This window comes from Pedobacter sp. UYP1, assembly GCF_040547305.1.
Classification (GTDB): Bacteria; Bacteroidota; Bacteroidia; order Sphingobacteriales; family Sphingobacteriaceae; genus Pedobacter.
On record NZ_JBEPPL010000003.1, the window covers coordinates 36,688 to 57,272 of the forward strand.

Annotated in this window: 20 protein-coding genes and 1 riboswitch; of the genes, 3 read left to right on the forward strand and 17 right to left on the reverse strand. The window is 38.8% G+C overall.

Annotation, left to right across the window (positions count from 1 at the left end; all coding sequences use genetic code 11):
* Positions 1–6: 6 nt before the first annotated feature.
* The 7 genes from ABIB30_RS07965 to ABIB30_RS07995 form a co-directional block, all read right to left on the reverse strand.
* Positions 7–1,404: a TolC family protein gene (locus ABIB30_RS07965; protein WP_354300857.1), complete on the reverse strand. Its 1,398-nt coding sequence runs from the start codon at positions 1,402–1,404 to the stop codon at positions 7–9.
* A gap of 284 nt (positions 1,405–1,688) precedes the next feature.
* On the reverse strand, positions 1,689–2,345 hold the full coding sequence (locus tag ABIB30_RS07970) for a class I SAM-dependent methyltransferase (RefSeq protein WP_354300858.1): 657 nt from the start codon (positions 2,343–2,345) through the stop codon (positions 1,689–1,691).
* A 21-nt stretch (positions 2,346–2,366) separates the two neighbouring features.
* Positions 2,367–3,275, reverse strand: coding sequence for a UbiA prenyltransferase family protein (locus tag ABIB30_RS07975; RefSeq protein WP_354300860.1), 909 nt, complete (start codon positions 3,273–3,275; stop codon positions 2,367–2,369).
* A 53-nt stretch (positions 3,276–3,328) separates the two neighbouring features.
* Positions 3,329–3,796, reverse strand: a complete 468-nt coding sequence (locus ABIB30_RS07980; RefSeq protein ID WP_354300862.1) for an RES family NAD+ phosphorylase — start codon at positions 3,794–3,796, stop codon at positions 3,329–3,331.
* An 8-nt stretch (positions 3,797–3,804) separates the two neighbouring features.
* Positions 3,805–4,251: an Xre family toxin-antitoxin system antitoxin gene (locus ABIB30_RS07985; RefSeq protein WP_068396845.1), complete on the reverse strand. Its 447-nt coding sequence runs from the start codon at positions 4,249–4,251 to the stop codon at positions 3,805–3,807.
* Positions 4,252–4,342: 91 nt separating this feature from the next.
* Complete coding sequence (locus ABIB30_RS07990; protein WP_354300864.1) at positions 4,343–6,922, reverse strand: M1 family metallopeptidase; 2,580 nt, start codon at positions 6,920–6,922, stop codon at positions 4,343–4,345.
* 12 nt (positions 6,923–6,934) lie between these two features.
* Entirely contained in the window at positions 6,935–7,969 is a 1,035-nt protein-coding gene (locus ABIB30_RS07995) for a CobW family GTP-binding protein (RefSeq protein WP_354300866.1), read from the reverse strand.
* Positions 7,970–8,204: 235 nt separating this feature from the next.
* Between ABIB30_RS07995 and ABIB30_RS08000 the strand changes: the two genes are divergently transcribed.
* Entirely contained in the window at positions 8,205–9,395 is a 1,191-nt protein-coding gene (locus ABIB30_RS08000) for a C1 family peptidase (RefSeq protein ID WP_354300868.1), read from the forward strand.
* 61 nt (positions 9,396–9,456) lie between these two features.
* On the opposite strand, the gene rpiA is transcribed toward ABIB30_RS08000, so the two are convergent.
* Entirely contained in the window at positions 9,457–10,188 is a 732-nt protein-coding gene (rpiA, locus tag ABIB30_RS08005; RefSeq protein WP_354300869.1) for a ribose 5-phosphate isomerase A, read from the reverse strand.
* On the opposite strand from rpiA, the gene ABIB30_RS08010 reads away from it, so the two are divergent.
* Positions 10,187–11,203 (forward strand): Gfo/Idh/MocA family oxidoreductase, encoded by a 1,017-nt coding sequence (locus ABIB30_RS08010; protein ID WP_354300871.1) that lies wholly within the window; start codon positions 10,187–10,189, stop codon positions 11,201–11,203. The two genes, rpiA and ABIB30_RS08010, sit on opposite strands and share 2 nt — an antisense overlap.
* 55 nt (positions 11,204–11,258) lie before the next feature.
* Here ABIB30_RS08010 and ABIB30_RS08015 read toward each other — a convergent pair whose 3' ends face one another.
* The 4 genes from ABIB30_RS08015 to ABIB30_RS08030 form a co-directional block, all read right to left on the reverse strand.
* Positions 11,259–11,645, reverse strand: a complete 387-nt coding sequence (locus tag ABIB30_RS08015; protein ID WP_111632365.1) for an acyl-CoA thioesterase — start codon at positions 11,643–11,645, stop codon at positions 11,259–11,261.
* A 63-nt stretch (positions 11,646–11,708) separates the two neighbouring features.
* Positions 11,709–14,033 (reverse strand): 5-methyltetrahydropteroyltriglutamate--homocysteine S-methyltransferase, encoded by a 2,325-nt coding sequence (gene metE, locus ABIB30_RS08020; RefSeq protein WP_354301619.1) that lies wholly within the window; start codon positions 14,031–14,033, stop codon positions 11,709–11,711.
* A 182-nt stretch (positions 14,034–14,215) separates the two neighbouring features.
* Positions 14,216–14,401, reverse strand: a riboswitch (cobalamin riboswitch).
* Between the two features lie 64 nt (positions 14,402–14,465).
* The gene (gene mgrA, locus ABIB30_RS08025) at positions 14,466–15,470 is read right to left on the reverse strand and encodes an L-glyceraldehyde 3-phosphate reductase (RefSeq protein ID WP_354300873.1); all 1,005 of its coding nucleotides are present in this window, start codon (positions 15,468–15,470) and stop codon (positions 14,466–14,468) included.
* Between the two features lie 60 nt (positions 15,471–15,530).
* Positions 15,531–15,710, reverse strand: a complete 180-nt coding sequence (locus ABIB30_RS08030) for a BF3379 family histone-like protein (protein ID WP_068396825.1) — start codon at positions 15,708–15,710, stop codon at positions 15,531–15,533.
* Positions 15,711–15,934: 224 nt separating this feature from the next.
* Here ABIB30_RS08030 and ABIB30_RS08035 point away from each other — a divergent pair, with 224 nt between their 5' ends.
* Complete coding sequence (locus ABIB30_RS08035; RefSeq protein WP_354300875.1) at positions 15,935–16,297, forward strand: response regulator transcription factor; 363 nt, start codon at positions 15,935–15,937, stop codon at positions 16,295–16,297.
* Here ABIB30_RS08035 and ABIB30_RS08040 read toward each other — a convergent pair.
* Genes ABIB30_RS08040 through ABIB30_RS08060 form a run of 5 tightly spaced genes read right to left on the reverse strand, consistent with a single transcriptional unit; the run spans position 16,294 to position 20,582 of the window.
* A complete protein-coding gene (locus tag ABIB30_RS08040) occupies positions 16,294–17,208 on the reverse strand; it encodes a tetratricopeptide repeat protein (protein ID WP_354300877.1) in 915 nt (304 codons plus the stop codon). The genes ABIB30_RS08035 and ABIB30_RS08040 overlap by 4 nt on opposite strands.
* 38 nt (positions 17,209–17,246) lie before the next feature.
* A complete protein-coding gene (gene xseB / locus ABIB30_RS08045) occupies positions 17,247–17,453 on the reverse strand; it encodes an exodeoxyribonuclease VII small subunit (protein ID WP_041887315.1) in 207 nt (68 codons plus the stop codon).
* Positions 17,431–18,804: an exodeoxyribonuclease VII large subunit gene (xseA, locus tag ABIB30_RS08050; RefSeq protein WP_354300879.1), complete on the reverse strand. Its 1,374-nt coding sequence runs from the start codon at positions 18,802–18,804 to the stop codon at positions 17,431–17,433. The genes xseB and xseA overlap by 23 nt, the downstream gene beginning before the upstream one ends.
* Before the next feature lie 24 nt (positions 18,805–18,828).
* Positions 18,829–19,548, reverse strand: a complete 720-nt coding sequence (locus ABIB30_RS08055; RefSeq protein ID WP_354300880.1) for an HAD family hydrolase — start codon at positions 19,546–19,548, stop codon at positions 18,829–18,831.
* 47 nt (positions 19,549–19,595) lie between these two features.
* The gene (locus ABIB30_RS08060; protein ID WP_354300882.1) at positions 19,596–20,582 is read right to left on the reverse strand and encodes a lysylphosphatidylglycerol synthase transmembrane domain-containing protein; all 987 of its coding nucleotides are present in this window, start codon (positions 20,580–20,582) and stop codon (positions 19,596–19,598) included.
* Between the last annotated feature and the right edge of the window lie 3 nt (positions 20,583–20,585).

Here is a 20,585-nt window from a genome sequence, read left to right on the forward strand (position 1 = left end):
AGCAGCTTAAAATTCGTTAATAAATAGATTATAATCACCCATTGCGGCTGATTTCAATAATAAAGCCTGCCAAACATTGGTATAAGCAATATCACGATCAGTCTCTGCTCTGTTCAGCGCATAAAGTGCCTGCGTTAAATCAACAATCGTTGTCAACCCATTTTTATACAAAGTACTTTTCTGCAAATACGCCTCACTCGCTGCCTTAACCTGAACAGGAGCTTCATTATAATTGTCCATTGCATTCTTGATCTTGGTTTCAGCAAGGGCCAGCTGTGCATGTAATTGCTGATCAACCAGCTCATATTCATTCTGCAGACCACTGGAAATATAGCGTTGTGCTTTAACCTGCGGAGAATTACGCAGGATCGTTGTTAAGTTCCAGGTTACGCCAACACCAAATAAATAATTACCCCTTGTTGGATTCACCCCATCACCATAACTATGTGAATATGCATTCAGGTTATTTGGATAATTAGCATCAAATCCAGACCCTCTGCCCTGTAATATCCCAATTAAAGAGAAAGTCGGGTAAGCAAGTTTTTTATAATAATTCAACTGTTGATTACTAACCTCTATCCTGTTCTTATAGAACTTCAAAAGCGGATGCTCCTTGAAATTCACATTAGTATCCGTTAATAAGATTGATTTCGGAACATGGTTAATAGATGCAGTATCCACCTTGAAATCAGTAGCAGTAACTCCCATCAAAATCCCCAGCTTGTTTGCCTGTTCTTGTTCCAGATCAATCGCCTTGGTTAGTGAAATTTTAGCATTAGACACCTCCGCAGCAGCTAATGCAGAATCTACGCCGGCGATCAAACCATTTTTTGCACGCAGTGCAGCATTATCTTTAAAAATTGTAGCTCTTTCCAGATTTTTCTGCTGAGACTTAGTCAAGCGCTGAGCCGCCAGTAAATTCAGATAAGCAGCAGACACCCGCACTTCGTGCTGGAATATTTCCTGGTTCAGATCATTTTCATCCCGCTTAAGGACTTCTTTCGAAACTTTGATCTTTTCACGAATTCTTCCGAAGCTGAAAAAATCCCAGTTTATATTACTGAGATAAAGCGCTCCAAAGGCAGCATTCCAATTTTGCTGGGCAAGTGCCGGGCCAGACGAAGCCGTACTTAACCCACCCAAAGCAGAAAGCGGTCCGTTCTGACCATTAATAGTTCCATAATCTTGCTGTGCAGCAAGCGTTAAATTTGGGAGATACTCCCTTCTGGCCTGTTCAACTGACTGTTTAGAGGCACTCACATAATTGCCTTTCGCCTTTATAGTTCCATAGTTTGTAATTGCTGCATTTACCGCATCCTTCATATTTAAAGTTTGCGCGTCAGCAGTAATAGCAGTACACAGAAAAGAGGAAAAAAGAATTGTAGAAAATGATATTCGGGGCATTAGATTGATGTTAAATTAAATCGATATTCTACTTAGTGTTTATTGTACATGACAAAAGTATCTGTTAGAACATCAACCGGAAATATTCAGTTCAAATCAATACTTATTAAATTCAAACAATTAGGCTCAAAAACCCCTATTCAAGGCCGTTTAAGCCCTTTAAATGGAATTAAAAGCGTAATTGTATCCATAATCAATTAAAAACCGCTTTATATGACAATAGACTGACTCAAAAAGTGCGTAAAACTATGAATTAAACACAATTTTTCAAGTCCCAAAGCTAATTAGCCCGATAAAACCGGAATAATAACACCAGGTTTCTGATAAACGATTGCTTTAATAAAACTACCATAATAAAAAGCTGTTTTTATGATGCTATAAGATTGTTCTTCAAAAAAATGTTCCGTATTAATCAGCATTTTTGCTTCTACGGATGAAATCTTACTAAAAAATAAATACATAGACTTTAACAATAGCAATTGCCACTTCTTCCCTGCCTTCTCCGTATAATAAAAATCCGCAAAAAGCCATATTCCACCAGGTTTGAGTAAAGTATTGAGCTGATTAAAAATAAGCTGGATACTGTCCGCAGAAAAATTATCAAAAAAGAAAGCAGTAATCAGTACATCATATACCACAGAAGGTTTAAAATCTTCCATAGCCGCATGTACGTATTCTACTTTATTCCCCTTAACTTCTCTTTTTTTTGAACGTTCAAGCATTCTGGATGAAATCTCAACATAGGTGATATTTAAACCAGAAGCATGAACTTTAGCCAGTTCCTCTAATATCCAGCCCGTCCCCCCACCTGCTATCAAAATAGTACTGTTAACCGGAATGGCACTTAATTGCTGAATCTGTGCCTTCACTTGTGCCCGAAAAAAAACCATTCTGCTCAGTACATCATAATAACCCGCTATACTGTCGTAATTATTCTTCATTTCCGTCTGTTTAAAAGCCAGTTAAATAAACTGCATAGCAATAATGCCACAAATCGCCTTCACCATAATCAACCCATCAATGACGATAAGATAGTAAAATATTTTTTTTCTCCTGTTCATTGAATAAGCAACCAATGCAGTTAATATAAAAGGAATCAGGTTAAAAAAGATCCTTGAAGACGGGAAATGTTCAATATTAGCGAAAACTAAAAGTGATACAATCCCAGTAATTAAAAGTGGGATCAGTACATAAAATATTGTTTTCTTAAGTCCTATTCTGACCACAAAAGTTTTAAGCTGATTGTTAGAATCTATCGCATAATCCTTCATATCGAACATGATCGCATTTACCGTACAGAACATCCAGTTTTTCACAAAAAGAAAATACCAGAGTGTCGTTCTGGCTACATCCGTACCAGACTCTATTTTCAACAAAATCAACGGTAATAAATTTGCAGTAGCTGCCCATACAAAACCAATAATGAAAGGCTTCAGCCAGCCCGTATTTCGTAAATTGAGATTAAAGAAAAACACAGGCACCAACCCATAGTATAAAACAGCCATGGCTATGATCACACCAACAACCAACCAATACTCCAGGGGTAAATGTAAAATCGCCTCAAAATTACTGACGACCATATAGAATATCAGCCCTCCACATACCATGCTTAACAAAAGCTGGCTTAACCGTATAAAACTACGATGTTCTGTATACCAGGTTGTTCTGGGATTCTGTGTTTTCTGACTGTTCTTTGCCCCCATATACGCATAAGTATAATAGACTATTGGCGCAAGAAATAACAAAGTATAGTAATTCAGAGAGTTAAAAGGAACTTTTAACTGTAAGGTCGACTCTATAGTCAGAGCCACGGCCAGTAAACCTATAAAATAGTTGCCAAAAAATATAAACTTTATAATTTTTAAACCCATTGTAAGATTCCCTCAGCTGGTTTGATCATCTGCATTAATTTCTGAGTACCATTTTAGTGGTATTTTTTGAGGATATCTTCTATTCTGGCATCAGGAACAAGGTCCGTCACCGCAATTAACTTAATCTTTTTAAAATCAGGATGCAAAGTATTGATTACATAATTATTGCACTCAGGCATTACAGCCGACGGAACTTTCAGCACAGGTATCCGCAGGTCATCAAACCATTTATTACCTATTGGCTGACAATGACTATAATCATAAGGATCGCGCCAGTCCGGATCCAGTTTACTTTCTTCCACTGTACTAATCAGCAGATCATCGGGAATTTCAATAAAAACTGTCTTAAAATCCTGATTAAAACCAACTCCCTGCCGTCTTACCATATTTTCCATGAAGGCCAGCGGGATATTTTCAGCACAGTAAATTACAGGTTTACCAGTAGAAGCCCAACGTCCATTCGCGCCTGAAGCAGTAAGTGAACCCGCATAATTTTTATGCCCTATTCTGAATACAATCATATGAACACTTAAACGGCGTCACCATAAGCCATTTTCAAGAGTTCATCTGCAACCAGATCTACTCCACCAGGAGTTGTCAACCAGTCCATAGGACGTTCTTTTGAATTCCAGAAAGGTTTATTTAACCAATAACTAAACTCATCTACAGAGCCAAATAACTCTACTCCTTTTTTATAAAGCCCAATGAGTTTAAGCAAATGTTCCCCATAAACAGGCTCTAATAATTTCTTCTGCTCTTTATAATTGCTGATTGTCCTGGAAGATATATTAATCAACTCTGCCAGTGATTTATTTGAAATATTAATCGCTTCAGCAAAATCATAGAATAAACCGGGTTTTAATCCCTGTCTTGCATATTGAAAGACCTTCATATCATCACTTACATCAATTGCATTAAACTTGACGCGAAGTGTCTCTGTGCGTTTATCTGAAAGTAATACACTTGTAGCTGACATATCCTTGAGTTTTAGAAGACTAATATACGAATTTTTTCATTATCGGTATTGAAAATATTCGTATATCCATTTACTATCTTCAAAAGCAGCCTTATTTACTTCGCTGTGACGATAACCGCTCTGCCCGGACTAAATTGTCGGTTGCTTGCAAGATTTTCGCCTTCAAACGGGGATTGTAATTTGGGTGGCTTTTAAGAAATTCCCTCACAATAACAGCAGCCTCATTACTTTGATAATTCCCAAATGTAGCCTGCAGCCAGGACTGCGGAAAGAAAATATCACCAGTAGCCTGGATTTCGGCCAGTAATTCAAGGCTCTTCTCCAAATAAGCAACACTAGATTGCTGGCGCAAAGGATGATGTAAATAATACAAAGCAGCCAGAACATTTGACTCTTTTGCCCTGTTTGCAGGGTATTTTAAGCTATCAAAAAAATCATCTCTTACACTTTTCTTTGCTGAAACAGCAGGCATAATAAATTCAAAGCGTTTTTTACGATCAGGATTTGTAATTCTGGATTCCTGGACTGGCAAAATAGAAATATCCGCATCATCTCTTACCGCCAGAGAAAGCGCCAGACTAGTATAATCATCCTCAGAAAGCGTGATACCAGCAGGCGGTTTCTGATTTTTCCAAACCTGATACAACTTATTTCTCGCCCCCTGGCTCAGAAAAACATCCTGATAAGCCTTTAAAAGCTGTTTTTTATTGTTACTGCTCTTCTGTTGCAGCATCGCATCCCATAACTTATTTTCCAGCGAAACTGATAAAAGCTGCCGTTCTTTAACCCCACTGAATTGCCAGTAAATCGTGCTGATATAATTGCAGAGTAACCTGACATTCAACTCTTCCCCTTCTTTAGCCAAACCCTGGCTAAAAAGCGTTAACAAATCAGCAGGCTGAATATTTTTCCCGCTTAACATCTGTTCATACAATGATATATAGGCAACAGAACGATGTAATGGCTTCTCCAGCGTAAACAAGTATTGCTGAACCGAAGGATCAACCGGCCATTGTCCATAACCATCTCCAGCAGAGTTAAAAAGAATAAATAATGGTTTATCCAACCCAACAGCCTCTTTAAGCTCCAACTGAGCGCCCACTAAATCAGCATTGATTACTTTAACAGTGTGAGGATAAAATAAAGTTACCTCGAAAGTTTGCGGCCATTCCCTTTGAGCTCCTGATTCAGCCCGCTGCGTAACCATCAGATTGCTTATCTTATCTCCCTGATAAGTTAGCTTATAATCAATTACAGGTCTGCCACTCTCATTTACCCATATCTTATTCCATTTTTCCAGATCTACAGCAGTATGACTATCCAGAATATGAATCAAATCTGGCCATGAAGCATTACTATTTGCAAATTTCTTCAAATATTCTCTCACCCCTTGCTGAAATTTATCTTTCCCCATCAGCTTTTCAAGTTGCTGCATCATAATAGGAGCCTTATGATAAATAATATTCCCATAAAGTGTTCCTGCATCCTTTAAATTATCAAGTGGCTGACGAATAGGATTAGCCCCAGCTGTGCGGTCAACCGTATAAGCAGCAGGAAAATGATCAATCAGGAATTTAAGCGCATAATTATCCTTTCCGTCAGCTTCCTCCACACTTTTATCCGCCATAAAATTAGCGAATACTTCTTTCATCCAAACATCAGAAAACCAGTCCATTGTAACCAGATCACCAAACCACATATGTGCAGTTTCATGTGCAATAAGGTTATTACGCGCATTGAGCTGATCTTTCGTTGCACCCGCATCTAAAAATAAACTGGCTGCTTTATACTGTATCGCACCAGGATGTTCCATTCCACCAAACTGAAAATCAGGAATAGCTACAAATCCGAATTTCTGGAAAGGGTAAGGAAGCGCAGTCCAGTCTTCCAGATATTTTAAAGAAGCAGCATGGATAGCATATATAGCAGGCAAACTTGATTTAAGCTTTGCGGCATCAGTTTCCCGGTATAAGAAACTCGCTTGCTGTGTATTGACAGTAGGATTGCCAAGCTGAAACTTGCCTGCCGCAAAAGCAAACAAATAAGTACTTAACAAATCAGAAGTCTTATAATGGTAAGTTTTACGCTCCTTTTTCTGCACAGAATCTTTCAGCTCCGCATTGGCTATCGCTTTCCAATCATTAGGTAAATGAAGCGTTAAAGTGTACGTAGCCTTCAAATCAGGTTGATCGAAACATGGAAAAACCGTCCGTGCTCTGTCCGGAACGAATAAAGTATACAGATAATCAGTATTCCTGTTCAATGCCCCATCACCTGCCCGGAACAGGATACGAACCTCATTGTCTCCTTTTTTCAGAAACTCAGGAAGCAATATCAGATGTTCCTTGCTATACGTTACAGGAACCGTTTTTCCGTTAATCGTTAGTAAGCTGATTTTTGCAGGATCTTCCTTAAAATCAAGTTGTAATGGTGTTCTGGCACTACCAAGCTTAAAATTTACAATTTCATGCGCAGAAATTGCCTTCGTTTTTTCAGCTGGAATATCGAGTTCCAGGGTATAATGAATAGCCGTTAATACAGCTTTACGATAAAGTGCCAGCGATCTGCTTACTCCATTTTCTACTACCGGAACCCCAGGTTCCGCCTTTCGCGAGGAACAGGAACTCAGCACAATAACCAGTAATAACAATATTTTATAGCGAAGAACCATACCGGCAATTTACTATTTTAGTTCAGATTCGGCATATAAACAAGTACGAAACATCTTATCGAAACCAAACACTTTAAGCCCCTTCCCAATCACAACGATCTTTGTTTCCTTAATTTCATCAGGTAACCAATTCTCCCCAAGCGTGATAGAAAGTGATTTACCAACGGTTTGCAAGATGATCCTGCTTTGAAAGAGATGGCTGTAAATAATCCCTTTAATCCGGTATACATTAGCCGACTGCACAATCAGAAAAACCATCATCCGATGCTCCAGTTCTTCAATATTTAAACTCTCCTTATACTTTAAAAGTATAGTTTCAATATCACTATGTTCATGTTTCTGATGAGAAGCCGCAAAAGCCAGTAAAGATTGTTTTTCATCGGTACCATTACTCAAACTAAACATCCCTTTTGGCGTTGAAACAGGCTTTGGATTGCTGTAAAAATTCGCAAAACGTTCTCTGGCAAACATTTTACGTACCTGAAAATCATCCTGGGTAGCAATCAGGATCTCCGCAAATGGGTTGATAGCCTTTAAAACGGCTTGAAGCTCCTTCACATAATCCTCACTTATCCGCTCCACCTTGTTTAACAAAATACTATCACTAAAAGCGATCTGTTTAATCGCCTCAGGACGCTCTTTCAACTGATCTTCAATCAGCTCCGCATCTACAATACAAATTACTCTTTTTAAATCATATCCCCTTTTTACCTGGTCCATAGTCAAAAAAGGATGTGCAATATTTGCAGGGTCAGCAATCCCTGTAGCCTCTATAATCAAATGGTCCCACGAATCCTTCTTATCCCACAAATTATTTAAAATTTCAAACAGATCATCATTCAGCGTACAACAAATACATCCGTTGTTCAACTCTACAACATCCTCATCCCCTTTAATAATCAGTCCCGCATCAATACTTTCCGCACCAATCTCATTCTCTATAATCGCAAAACGCGTATCTTTCATTTTTGAAATTACCGCATTCAGTACTGTTGTTTTTCCTGCACCTAAAAACCCCGTGAGGAGTGTTACTTCTTTTGCTTTCATTTATTTATTGAAATTTGAGCTCTGTTTTAATTACAAACTTACTATTTACGTCCATTTTTAGCCAAATAAAATAACGTTCAACATCCCGCTGTGTAAATTTTATGTTGTTCAGGATATTTTCCCGGTAATATTTTTTCAATATTGTCTAAAAGATGTACATTGCCAGACAAAGATAAGCAAATGCAATATTGTTGCGCAATAAATATTACGCTGAATACTAATCAAACACACAATAATGAATAAATCAATATTTAAACCTTTAGTCTTCGCCTCAGGACTATTACTAACTTCCACTTTTGGATTTGCTCAGGATAACCTGGTAAATTCTTTGAAAAACAATCAATCAGCAAACAGTACTTCAGGTTTTAAATTCACGGATGTGATTAACCTTGAAAACACATCTGTAAAGAACCAGGGTTCTTCTGGAACTTGCTGGAGCTATTCGACCAACTCTTTCCTGGAATCAGAAATGATCAGAATGGGTAAACAACCTGTAGCTTTATCAGAAATATTCTCGGCGCGTAACGTTTATGTTGAAAAAGGTAAAAACTATGTACGTATGCACGGTGCTGTTTCTTTAGGCGACGGTGGTGCATTGCACGATGTAATCAACATGTACAGAAAATACGGTGCAGTTCCACAAGTAAACTATACTGGTTTAAACTACGGTACAAAAATCAATAAATTTGGTGAAATGGGTTCAATTACTACTGGCATATTAGAAGCTGTAGTTAAAAACAAAACCTTAACACCAAACTGGCAGAAAGCTTATACAGCTGCAATTGATTCTTATTTAGGCCAGGTTCCTGAAAAATTCGATTACAAAGGTAAAAGCTATACACCACAAACTTTTGCAAAACAAGTAGTAGGTATTAATCCAGATGACTATGTAGAACTGTCTTCATTTAATGACTATCCTTTTTACAGCAAATTCACTTTATTAGTACAAGATAACTGGTCATTTGACCAGGTTTATAACGTTAAAGTAAATGAAATCACTGACATCATTGATAACGCATTGAAAAACGGTTACTCTGTAGCATGGGCTACTGATGTAAGTGAAAAATCTTTCTCTTATAAAAATGGCGTAGCTTATATCCCTGCTAAACCATATGAAGAAATGAATGAGCAGGAAAAAGCAGGTATGTTCAGTGAGCCAAAACCAGAAATGGAAATCACTCAGGAGAACCGTCAGTTAGCTTTTGACAACTATGAAACTACTGATGATCACGGTATGCATATCGTTGGATTAGCTAAAGATCAAAATGGCAGAGAATACTATATCGTTAAAAATTCATGGGGCGTAACCAATGACTATAAAGGTTATTTATACGTAACTAAGAATTATGTAAAATATAAAACTACTGCTTTCTTATTGAACAAAGGCGGCATACCAGCAGCAATCAGAAAAAACCTGGGTATTTAATCCATCCATACTACTATATAAAAGGCGGTTAAGTATCATCTGATACTTAACCGCCTTTTTATTATGCCCGGCTTATAAGCTTTGTCCCATTCACCCCTGCAATAACTGCTTTAGCAGCCATCCCGTAAAACAAAGAATGCTCTACAATACCGGGAATCATTTTTACCGCAATGTTTAACGCATTTAATTCCGGCAATTCCGTAAAATAAATATCGGCCAGTAAATTACCATGGTCTGAAATCACTGCACCATCCTTCTGACTACTCATTCTTAATTTTACAACTGACGCCGGATAAACTGAATGAATATGGTTCAGGACAGCAGGCAAAGCCTCCTGCAGAATCTCCACAACCAAAGGATAAGTATGATCTAATCTGGTTACCATTTTCCCCTCATCCCCAATTAAGATAAATACCGAAGCCATTGACGCCAGAATCTTTTCACTCGTATGGATTCCACCCCCACTTTTCAATGCATTCAGGTCCCGATCAAATTGATCACAACCATCAAAATAGATATCCAGCTTCGATAAAGCACTGGAATATATCACATTTAAGCCCTTTTCCAGAAGATATGCGCGCGTTTTAAAGGAAGAAGACACAAATCTTAAGGAGGCAGCCAATTCTTCCTGCTCACTGATTAAATTGACTAAATGTACAATCGTACTGCCAGCGCCCAAACCAATTGTTTGCCCCTCTTTTATAAAATCCAATGAAGCTTTTGCAGCTTCCAGTTTGTAATCAATCATCTGAACCGAATTAGTATCCGGGCTAAATTTAATATATTTATCCATGCAAAAACCTATAAGAACAGGCATATTATCCTTTGGAATGTCTGGAAAGTTATTTCACACCCCATTCGTAGCTGCACATCCCGGATTTGAGCTGTATGCAGTAGTAGAAAGATCAGAAAAAACAGCACAGCTTCGTTTTCCAGAAATCAAAAGCTATAATTCTGTAGACGAACTCATTGCAGACCCGGCAATAGAACTGGTCATTATCAATACTCCAAATTATACGCACTTTGAATTTGCACAAAAAGCCCTTCGCGCAGGTAAACATGTTTTGGTAGAAAAACCATTTACCGTAACCACCGCAGAAGCCAGACTCCTTTTTAAAGAGGCAAAGGAGCTTAACCTGCATGTCCTTCCCTACCAAAACCGTCGTTACGACAGCGATTTTTTAGCCGCAAAAGAAATTGTAGACAGTAAAAAAATGGGACAACTTGTAGAAGCTCATATCCGTTACGACAGATACAGGTATACTATTGGCCCTAAAGTATTTAAAGAAACACCAATGCCAGGCAGCGGCTTACTGTATGACCTTGGCCCACACTTGCTTGATATGGTATTTGCCCTGTTTGGTGAGCCTTTAACATGGACTAAAACATTAGGTTATTACCGTCCGGGTACCCAGGTAGATGACTACGCTTACCTGCACTTAAAATATCCCGAAAATCTGCAAGTATTTATAACCATGAGTATGCTCGTGGTAGAGCAGCAGCCAGCATTTGTAATAAACGGAACCAAAGGATCTTATTTCAAGCACCGTTCAGACATACAAGAAACACAGCTACTAAAAAACATGAGCCCTGATGACCCTTTATACGGAATTGAATTACCAGGAAAAGAAGGTGTTTTGAGTACGATTGATGCAGGTGGTCAAATCACAAAAACAATCATCCCACCAGGTAAAGCCTCCTATCTTAATTTATTCGAAGCAGTTTATCAAACCATAAGAGCGCATAAACCTTATCCCGTACAAGAGGAACAGATCATACGTCAAATTACGATACTGGAAAGCAAATAATTATAAAGGGCCGTATTTTAAAGAATACGGCCCTTTTTATGCGACAGCTTAAAAGTTATTTAATAATTGCTGTAGGTTTCTTATGTTCATCAATCGCTACAAATGAGAATTCACCAGTCACCGCTTTTTCACGATCTTCACAATACATCTGCTCTACATAGATCTCCACCTTTACTTTCATACTGGTATTTCCAATATGGCTTACGGTACCTACCAGTTCCACAATAGTTCCAGCAGGAATAGGCATTTTAAAATCTATCCGGTCACTGCTTACCGTAACCATTCTCTGGCGGCTAAACCTGGTTGCAGTAATAAATGCCACTTCGTCCATCATATGCATGGCTGTTCCGCCAAACAAAGTATCATAATGATTGGTAGTATTGGGAAATACGGCTTTAAAAATTCGGGTCTCTGATGCTTTAATCTTCTCTTCTATAGTCATTTTTGTATTTATATATATTAAAAACAGGCGGCTTGCAAACAAACCACCCGTTTCCGTTTAAGGCTACAAACTTACTGGTTCTTTTACGGATAAACGCAATTCTTTTGCAGCTTCAACCATTTCGATCAATGCTTTTTTAGTTTCGTCCCAATGGCGTGTTTTTAAACCACAATCAGGATTAACCCATAATTGTGCAGCCGGAATCACAGCTTTTGCTTTTTTCAGCAAATTGACCATTTCTTCCCTCGAAGGCACCCTTGGAGAATGGATATCATAAACCCCTGGCCCAATTTCATTTGGATAATTGAAATCCGCAAAAGCATCAAGCAATTCCATTTGTGAACGTGAACACTCAATAGTAATTACATCTGCATCCATATCTGCGATATGCTGAATAATATCATTGAATTCCGAATAACACATATGCGTGTGAATCTGTGTCTCATCACGAACCCCGCTTGCAGCAATACGGAAAGCCTGTACTGCCCATTTCAAATATTCCTGCCAATCTGATTTGCGCAAAGGTAAACCCTCACGAATTGCCGGCTCATCAATCTGAATAATTTTAATACCAGCAGCCTCTAAATCACAAACCTCATCACGGATAGCTAAAGCAATTTGTTTACAAGTCAGAGAACGTGGCTGATCGTTTCTTACAAATGACCATTGCAAAATAGTGACAGGGCCTGTTAACATCCCTTTAACCCACTTACTGGTTAGCGATTGCGCAAAAGAAGACCATCTTACTGTCATGGCCGCAGGGCGATGCACATCGCCAAATATAATCGGAGGTTTCACACACCGGCTGCCATAACTCTGTACCCAACCATTTTTGGTGAATACAAAACCAGCAAGCTGCTCTCCAAAATATTCAACCATATCATTCCGCTCAAACTCACCATGGACAAGCACATCAATGCCTGTATCTTCCTGGAAATGTATCGTTTCTTCGGTCTCTTTTTCGATCAGCTTGTCGTATTCAACCTGCGTTAAATCACCCTTTTTAAATTTAGCTCTCCAGCTGCGGACTTCAGGAGTCTGCGGAAAAGAACCAATCGTAGTCGTAGGGAATAACGGCAGATTTAAGGCATTTTGCTGCGCAATTTTACGGTTTGAATAAAGAGTTAATCTATTTTCATCTTTTTCAGTTACTCCAGCAATACGATTTTTCACCGCATCATTATGAATTAAAGCTGAAGTTCTGCGACTTTGATTCGCAGCAACGTTATCCTGTAAAGCCGTAATTGCATTATTTGAAGGCGCTTGACCAGCCAACTGCTTCAGGTTAACTATTTCATCAACCTTCTGACGGGCAAAAGCAAGCCATTGTTTGATTTCTGGCTTCAGCGTTTTCTCATTGGTCTCCAATGTTAAATCACAAGGAGAATGAATCAATGAACAAGAAGGTGAAACTAAAACCCGTTCCTCACCTATTCTCTCTATCGCCAGGTTTAACTGCGAAAGTGATTGCTGAAAATCATTTTTCCATATATTTCTTCCATCAACCACCCCTAAAGATAATTTCAAATGACCAGGAATGGCTGACAAAACACGTTCCAATTGCTCAGGAGCTCTAACCAGGTCAATATGCAATGCCGTAACCGGAAGCGATGCTGCCAAGTCCAGGTTATCTTTTAATCCTTCAAAATAAGTAGTTAGAAGAACTTTCAGGTTTGGAAACTGTTTTTTGATTTCCTTATAAACATAAGTATAAGCATCTTTTTCCTGCTGCGTTAAATCCAGCACCAGGAAAGGCTCATCAAACTGTACCCACTCTACCTGCTGTGCGTCTAACTCTTTTAAGATTTCCAGGTATACTGGCAGCAGATTTTTGATCAGTTCAATCCTGTGGAAACCTTCTTGCTTTTCCTTTCCTAAAAGCAAATAAGAAACAGGGCCGATAATTACCGGTTTGGTTTTTACCCCAAGTCGTTTGGCCTCATTATATTCATTGATAATTTTCTGAGAAAAAAGCTTGAAAGTCTGATCCTTATAGAACTCCGGTACAATATAATGGTAGTTGGTATCAAACCACTTGGTCATTTCCATCGCAGTGATATCAATACCGTCTTTCTGATAGCCCCTTGCCATCGCAAAATAGAGATCAAGCTCCGTATTAGCTTTGTTTAAAATAACTTCGTGGTAGCGTTTTGGAATTGCGCCAACAGTCAGAGAAAGATCCAGTACCTGATCATAAAAAGAGAAATCATTTGACGGAATAAGGTCTATACCTGATTCCTGCTGAAGCTTCCAGTTATTTGCACGGATTTCTTTTCCTGCTTGTAATAGGCTTTCAATAGATGTTTTGCCCGACCAGTAAAGTTCACTGGCTTTTTTGAGCGCTCTGCTGCTACCTATTCGCGGATAGCCAAGATTGTTTGTTAGCATTTTCATTGCTTTTTAAATGATAAAAAAATCAGTTAAAAGCTCTTTTAAGCTAAATGTTCACAATGTTTTATAAAAGAAGAGATCACATGCATGCACCAAAGCCCCCCTTAAACGTAAACTATACGCTCAGCAGCCAACAAAAAATGCATCATATCTGACCAAAAGCTTCATTTCGCGAAAGCATTGTCAATTCGGAACAGGCAGGTCTCCTGACTTGTAACATTTTTGCCATCCTTCCCATCCCGCAGGACAGTGGATATTATTCCGGCAAAAACTGTGAAGTTACTTACAGTTGCGCGACAGCTCGTGATTTGCACACGATTCCCTATTAATCTGCGTTAAGCAGAACCTTTTCCGTTTGATGAAGAAAAAATAGTAAAGAACTTAATCAACTCAAATATAATTGAAATTAGAATGTATCGGTCAGTAAAATCAGTTTTTATCTGAATTAGATAAAACATGTTCAATCAGACTCAGTTCCTCTTCGCTAAAAGATAGCTGATCAAGGCATTGAATTGAATCTGCAAGCTGTTCTGGCCTGCTTGCCCCTACCAATACAGAAGTGATCCGGTCATCTCTTAAAATCCAGGATAAAGCCATCTGTGCAAGGCTCTGTCCACGTTTAACCGCTAAAGTATTTAACTCCTGTAACTGATGAAGACGTTCCGCCGTAATCTGATTTTCCTGTAAGAACCCATGTGGCTTTGCTGCCCTTGAATCTTCAGGAATACCATGCAGGTATTTATTCGTGAGTAAACCCTGGGCCAATGGTGAAAATGGAATACAGCCCACACCTTGTTCACCCAGCAAGTCTAATAACCCGCCCTCTATCCATCTCTCAAACATGGAATATTTAGGCTGATGAATTAAGCAGGGGGTTCCTAATTCTTTTAAAATACGTAATGCTTCAGCCGCTTCAGGCGCAGCATAATTTGAAATTCCGACGTATAAAGCCTTTCCCTGACGAACCATTAAATCAAGGGTAGCCATTGTTTCTTCCAGAGGCGTTTCCGGATCCGGACGATGGTGATAAAAGATATCTACATAATCAAGTCCCATACGTTTTAAACTCTGGTCCAGACTGGAAACTAAATATTTTTTAGACCCCCAGTCCCCATAAGGACCATCCCACATCGTATAACCAGCTTTAGAAGAAATAATCATTTCATCCCGGTAAGCCGAAAAATCCTGCTTTAAAATCGTACCGAAATTCTCTTCTGCCGATCCAGGAGGCGGGCCATAATTATTTGCGAGGTCAAAATGTGTGATTCCACTATCAAAAGCGAGTTTTACAATATTTCTGGAATTTTCCAGCTGATCAACGTGTCCGAAATTGTGCCATAATCCTAAAGAGATGGCAGGTAATTTTAAACCACTTTTACCGCAACGGCGGTATTGCATTTGAGTATAACGTTCAGGGTTGGCTAGGTATGGCATAGAAAAAGGTCAAAAAAAGAGGGTAATAAAACCCCCTCTTCAGGTAAGGTTGTGCTAAATTTATTTAGCTGTGTTTTTTTTCTCAGTTACTTCAGTACGGATATCCTGAGCAAGAACTTTTAAATCCTGCATTGCTTTACGTACTCTTGTTCCTGCTGCACTATTACCTGCAGAATAAAACTTCTCAGCATCAACTTCAACAGAAGCAAGCAATTCTTTTAGTTTTGAAAATTTTTCCATGTTTTAATTTTTTATACAGAGCCAAATATATAACTTTTGGGAATTAAACATACAGAACAGCCTTTTAATTGCTATCATATCTGATAAATAAGCTATAATCGTCTTTTCGCAAGCAGAAGAAAAATGACGCTGTAATTTCACACCGGTCAAAATTTGTACCTATTTTTGTTCACTGAATGATTAACCATCTTCAACAAAAAATAAAGAACAGGATATAAAGCCTTATGAATAAAAAGATATTAGTATTGGAAAAGAACAGAGATATTCTTGAACTGATTAATATTGTACTCACAGATGAAGGTTATCATGTTGACTTGCTATCCTCAGAAAAAGAAATATTTGAACATATCAGAAATTTTCAGCCTGATGCAATTCTGCTGGATGTAATCAGCCCGACTGAAGAAGGGACTGCTTTATGCAAGACCATTAAAGCGGCCGAAGATTCCAGCCATATTCCAGTAATTGTCTTATCGACTCACCCGAGGCTGGAAGTAGTGAAAGAGATATGTGCAGATGAAGTTGTAGCTAAACCATTCGATATCTCTTTCTTACTCTCTACTATAGAACACCAATTGATCAGTGCTTAAAGTTTATGTTGTGTTTTAAGGTATTTCAGATATTTCTGGTCATCCTCAAAGAGCTCAGCTCCTTCCATTTCATAAGCAGCCAATAAATTTGCGTTTGCATTTTCATGGTCTCCCAACTCAAAATAAGTCTCGCCTAATCTAAGCAATACAAAAGGATTCACTTCTTCTTCACTGGTGTAGATATCATGCGCTACAAGCAAATGTTCCAAAGCTTCCTTGTACTTCCCTGCATTAAAATATGCATCGCCACAAGAGGCCGAAACCCACCCTGCTGCTTCCCAATCTTCTTTTGGTGCCGGCAATACGTCTAACGCTTTCTGGAACCATTCAGCAGCCTGATCGAAATTCTCTGCATCCATCTCCAGGTTTCCCTGATCACAGTATTCTTCCATCAGGTCCTGCTGCTCATCCGTCAGCTCTTCTTGTAATGAACTATCAACAGGAACAAAATTCTGTTTGAACTCTTCAAATTCCACATCAGAAGTTACTGCCATATGTAGAAAATCTGCATTAAAATCATGAAAAATGCTGTTTTTCCCTAAACCATGAGCAATTTTAAAATATACTCTTGCTTTATCCAGGTCACCAAGCGCATAATAAATGCTGCCCGTGGTAATAAAATGACCAGAACTCTTTACGGTTTCAGTCTTCATCTTTTCCTGAAGATATTCAGTTTCTTTTAAAAAATGAGGCAATGCCTTTTCAACCTGACCGGTCTGCTCATAAAAAGAGAAAATGCTGTCCAGCAATATGCCGCCAACACTGCAATTTTCTTTGGGATGAGGGATCGATTCATTAATCTCTAATAAAAGCTGTTCAGCTTCTTCTAAATTTTGAGACTCAGTCAGTGTATAAACCTGATCAATCTGATCAAAAAATACTTCTTCTTCTTCTGGACTATAAACTAACATGGCTGATTTTTTTTTAAATTAACGGTGGGCGAAGGTAACTATAAGGGTTGGTTTTCCATCTGCTTTATAATTTTGTTGACTTCAGTCTCAGTAGACCTCAATTTTGTCTGACAAAAAGCAATCAGTTCGGAAGCCCGTTTTACTTTTTCGGCAAGTATATCTACAGACACAGCTTCAGTCTCTATTTCCTGAGCAATTTGTGTCAGTTCACTATAAGCCGCTTCATAATTCAAATTCTTTTCCATTGCGGGATGTTTTAGCTAAAACTTTTGTATTGATTTCTGCTGAACTCAAAGCTATGGTAAGCTCTGTTCCAGGTTCAATCGCATCGGCATTACTTACAATCTGGCCATTTATTTTTACAATGGCAAATCCTTTGTTCAAAATATTCTGTGGGCTCATTATTCTCACTACAGATTCAAAATGGCCAATATACCTGCTATGGTTCGCGAAATACATCCGGTTAAAGGATTTGAAGTTCGCCAGCAGGTTTTTCAGGTCTTTGCGCTTATTGGAGATAATAATTTTAGGGTTGGTCAGCACCATGCCCGAAAGATTCAGGATATCCCTGTGTTTTTCATGCAGCAGGTTTTTCGATGAGTTAATAATAGTCTGGTTTAATCTGGTTAGCAGTTCCTTATGCTGATTCATCATTTGAAACGTTCGGATCACCAAATGCTGCTGAACAGACAATACAGCCTCTTCAAAATTCCTGTTATGTGCAATCAGCATCTCTGCCGCTTTTGTTGGCGTTTTTGTAGAAGTATGTGCCATTAAATCGGCAATAGTTTCATTCTTCTGGTGACCGATTCCTGTAATTACCGGTATGGGGAATTTCGCAATCGCGCGATTAAGCTCGTAGTTATCGAAAATAAGGAAATCTGTTTGAGCGCCACCTCCCCTGATAATCACCAGTGCATCATATGCCTTGCCCGAACCGAATACCTGGATAAGTTTAGTTAAAAACTGCCCTGCATTTCCTTCTCCCTGCACCAACGCAAAGTAATCGTCAACTTCAAAATGATAACCGAAAGTATTATTCTCCAGTGTATGCTTGAAATCATGGTAACCAGCAGAAGTATCAGATGATATTACCGCAATACGTTGTAAGACCCTGTTTAAAGGCAACTCCTTGTTTCTGGTCCGGTATTGCCCGTCTGCCAGGCGAATAAATGAAGGATTATCCCTCACAAGCCTGTCCAGCGTTTCTTTACGCTGCTGTTCAAACCGGCCCAAGGTAAAGGTGGTATCAATATCCAGCAGGTTAAGCTGTAACCCAAAAGATGGACTATACTGCACTGCAACCTGAATCAGCACATTAATATCATTCTTAAATTGCTGCCCGGTAGCCTTCTCAAAATTAGCAATATTCACGGAAGCATTTCCCCACGCACGACCTCCTATTTTAGCCAGGATTTTCGCAGAAGATTTATCTTTTTCAACCAGTTCAAAATAATGGAAATTACTCTGAGGTTTATAAGTATAATTCGTAATATCGGCAATTACCCAAAATGTTCCCGAGCCAAAAACACCGTTGATTGTTTCCTGAATCTGACGGGTAAGTTCGGATAGTTTAATAGCGGGTATTGCTGCCAATTTTCTGGGATATTACAATTAAATTCAGGTCGTAACCAGGTATTTTTTAAGGGCCGAAAAATCCTTGATTTCTTCATCAGCCAGTACACTATTGGTATTGGCAGCACTCAAATGGTCATCATCTTCCCATCCAATCCCATTCAGCCACACTGTACGGCACCCAATCTCTTTAGCCGGGATAATATCCTTACTGAAAGAATCTCCTATAACCAGACATTCTTCCGGGTTAAAGCCCAAAGCCTTTACACCCATTCCATAAATTGCAGGGTCAGGCTTTCTTACGCCTACCACAGCAGATTCAACAACCTGAGCAAAGAGATGTCTGATTCCAAAATCTTCCAGTACTGCATTCAGATTTCCATAGAAATTCGAAACCATAACCAGCGGATACGCTGCAGCTAATTCTTCCAGAATAACTTTGGCATTTTGAACAGTCTGTCTGGCAAACTCATTACAATCACTGGCAATCAGTTCAATGTGTTTTTTGTCAATTTCAAAACCATTCTCCTGTAAAAAAACGAACTGCTGTTCAATTTTCGCACGTAATACCTGTAAAAAGGTAAATGAAGGTTGTACAATCGGGTGAATAGCCAGGCTTCTTTCTCCAAAAGAATATGCCTTGAAAAATAAGTCTTTTGGTACTTGTATATCGAATTTCTGATAGCTGTTTTTTAATACTACTGCCCAATGAAGGCCATTGGTATCAATCGTCCCGCCGTAATCAAATAAGAGTCCTTTTATCATATTATTGAATATTTTTATTCCTGACAAAAGTACGTGATATTTTCAAATTATCTTTTTGAAACTCTCATTAAAATAAAGCCAAAGATAATCCACACTATTTCTCTGATCCTCATGATGATCCCAATGAAAATACCAGTTTCTGCTGGTAAACCTACACTTCGCAGTGCAAGTGCCAGCCCTCCTTCTCTTACCCCAAGCTGCATAGGAAAGAAGAAAATAATGTTTGCAAACAGCGAAGAAGCCGAACTAATGATCAGTGCCTGCGAAACCGTCATATCCAAACCAATCGCAACAGCCGTAAAATAAATCTCCGCGCAGGTCACTACCCTTGCCAGAATTTCATAAAGCAGTGCCATCAAAAAACGTGACTTCCGCTGTTCATATAACATTCTGATCTGATCATCCACTTCATGCAGCGATTCAGATTTATCTTTTAAAAAGTTGGTCGCAAATTTCTTTACAAAAGGAAGCTTTTGCAAAAGCAGAAAAGTACTGACCGTAAAACCCTTTTTATAGATACTCAAAAACCATAAAATAATCAGGATACCTAGAATAAAGCCAACTACACAGCCAATCACCATGGTTGATTCCAGTGGCAATACCGCAAGGATCAGCAAGATCGAAAGCACCCAGAAAACGATGTGTGAAAACACGTGCATCATTCCATATAACAATACGGAAGAGGTTGCTTTATGGATACCCATAAACTTTTTCAGCTCCATGATCCGGTAAGGCTCCCCACCGAGGGCTACAAAAGGAGTTACATAGTTTATAGCATAACCGGTAATCGTTAAACGCAGTACCGTTGAAAATGGCAGATTACTTTCAGGTAACGCAGGCTCTTCAATAATCTGACGAAATGCAAGCGCATTCAGTCCGTAAATAACCAGCCAGCTTCCTATAATAGGAATGAACCAACCACCCGTTTTTTCTATATTTCCCAGAATTTCATGGAAACCCAGTTTGTAGATCATAAACCCGAGCGTAACAATGCCCAGAGCCATGAATATTACCTTATAAGCCTTACTATTCATTGA

What these genes read in the sequence shown, in the direction of transcription:
- ABIB30_RS08035 (WP_354300875.1), top strand. Translation starts at nt 15,935, where the DNA reads ATGAATAAAAAGATATTAGTATTGGAAAAGAACAGAGATATTCTTGAA.
- xseB (WP_041887315.1), bottom strand. Translation starts at nt 17,453, where the DNA reads ATGGAAAAGAATTTGAATTATGAAGCGGCTTATAGTGAACTGACACAA.
- ABIB30_RS07970 (WP_354300858.1), bottom strand. Translation starts at nt 2,345, where the DNA reads ATGAAGAATAATTACGACAGTATAGCGGGTTATTATGATGTACTGAGC.
- ABIB30_RS07965 (WP_354300857.1), bottom strand. Translation starts at nt 1,404, where the DNA reads ATGCCCCGAATATCATTTTCTACAATTCTTTTTTCCTCTTTTCTGTGT.
- ABIB30_RS08015 (WP_111632365.1), bottom strand. Translation starts at nt 11,645, where the DNA reads ATGACTATAGAAGAGAAGATTAAAGCATCAGAGACCCGAATTTTTAAA.
- ABIB30_RS08030 (WP_068396825.1), bottom strand. Translation starts at nt 15,710, where the DNA reads ATGGAAAAATTTTCAAAACTAAAAGAATTGCTTGCTTCTGTTGAAGTT.
- ABIB30_RS07985 (WP_068396845.1), bottom strand. Translation starts at nt 4,251, where the DNA reads ATGTCAGCTACAAGTGTATTACTTTCAGATAAACGCACAGAGACACTT.
- ABIB30_RS08010 (WP_354300871.1), top strand. Translation starts at nt 10,187, where the DNA reads ATGCAAAAACCTATAAGAACAGGCATATTATCCTTTGGAATGTCTGGA.
- ABIB30_RS08060 (WP_354300882.1), bottom strand. Translation starts at nt 20,582, where the DNA reads ATGAATAGTAAGGCTTATAAGGTAATATTCATGGCTCTGGGCATTGTT.
- ABIB30_RS07995 (WP_354300866.1), bottom strand. Translation starts at nt 7,969, where the DNA reads ATGAAAGCAAAAGAAGTAACACTCCTCACGGGGTTTTTAGGTGCAGGA.
- ABIB30_RS07990 (WP_354300864.1), bottom strand. Translation starts at nt 6,922, where the DNA reads ATGGTTCTTCGCTATAAAATATTGTTATTACTGGTTATTGTGCTGAGT.
- ABIB30_RS07980 (WP_354300862.1), bottom strand. Translation starts at nt 3,796, where the DNA reads ATGATTGTATTCAGAATAGGGCATAAAAATTATGCGGGTTCACTTACT.
- ABIB30_RS08055 (WP_354300880.1), bottom strand. Translation starts at nt 19,548, where the DNA reads ATGATAAAAGGACTCTTATTTGATTACGGCGGGACGATTGATACCAAT.
- rpiA (WP_354300869.1), bottom strand. Translation starts at nt 10,188, where the DNA reads ATGGATAAATATATTAAATTTAGCCCGGATACTAATTCGGTTCAGATG.
- mgrA (WP_354300873.1), bottom strand. Translation starts at nt 15,470, where the DNA reads ATGCCATACCTAGCCAACCCTGAACGTTATACTCAAATGCAATACCGC.
- ABIB30_RS07975 (WP_354300860.1), bottom strand. Translation starts at nt 3,275, where the DNA reads ATGGGTTTAAAAATTATAAAGTTTATATTTTTTGGCAACTATTTTATA.
- ABIB30_RS08000 (WP_354300868.1), top strand. Translation starts at nt 8,205, where the DNA reads ATGAATAAATCAATATTTAAACCTTTAGTCTTCGCCTCAGGACTATTA.
- metE (WP_354301619.1), bottom strand. Translation starts at nt 14,033, where the DNA reads ATGCTAACAAACAATCTTGGCTATCCGCGAATAGGTAGCAGCAGAGCG.
- ABIB30_RS08040 (WP_354300877.1), bottom strand. Translation starts at nt 17,208, where the DNA reads ATGTTAGTTTATAGTCCAGAAGAAGAAGAAGTATTTTTTGATCAGATT.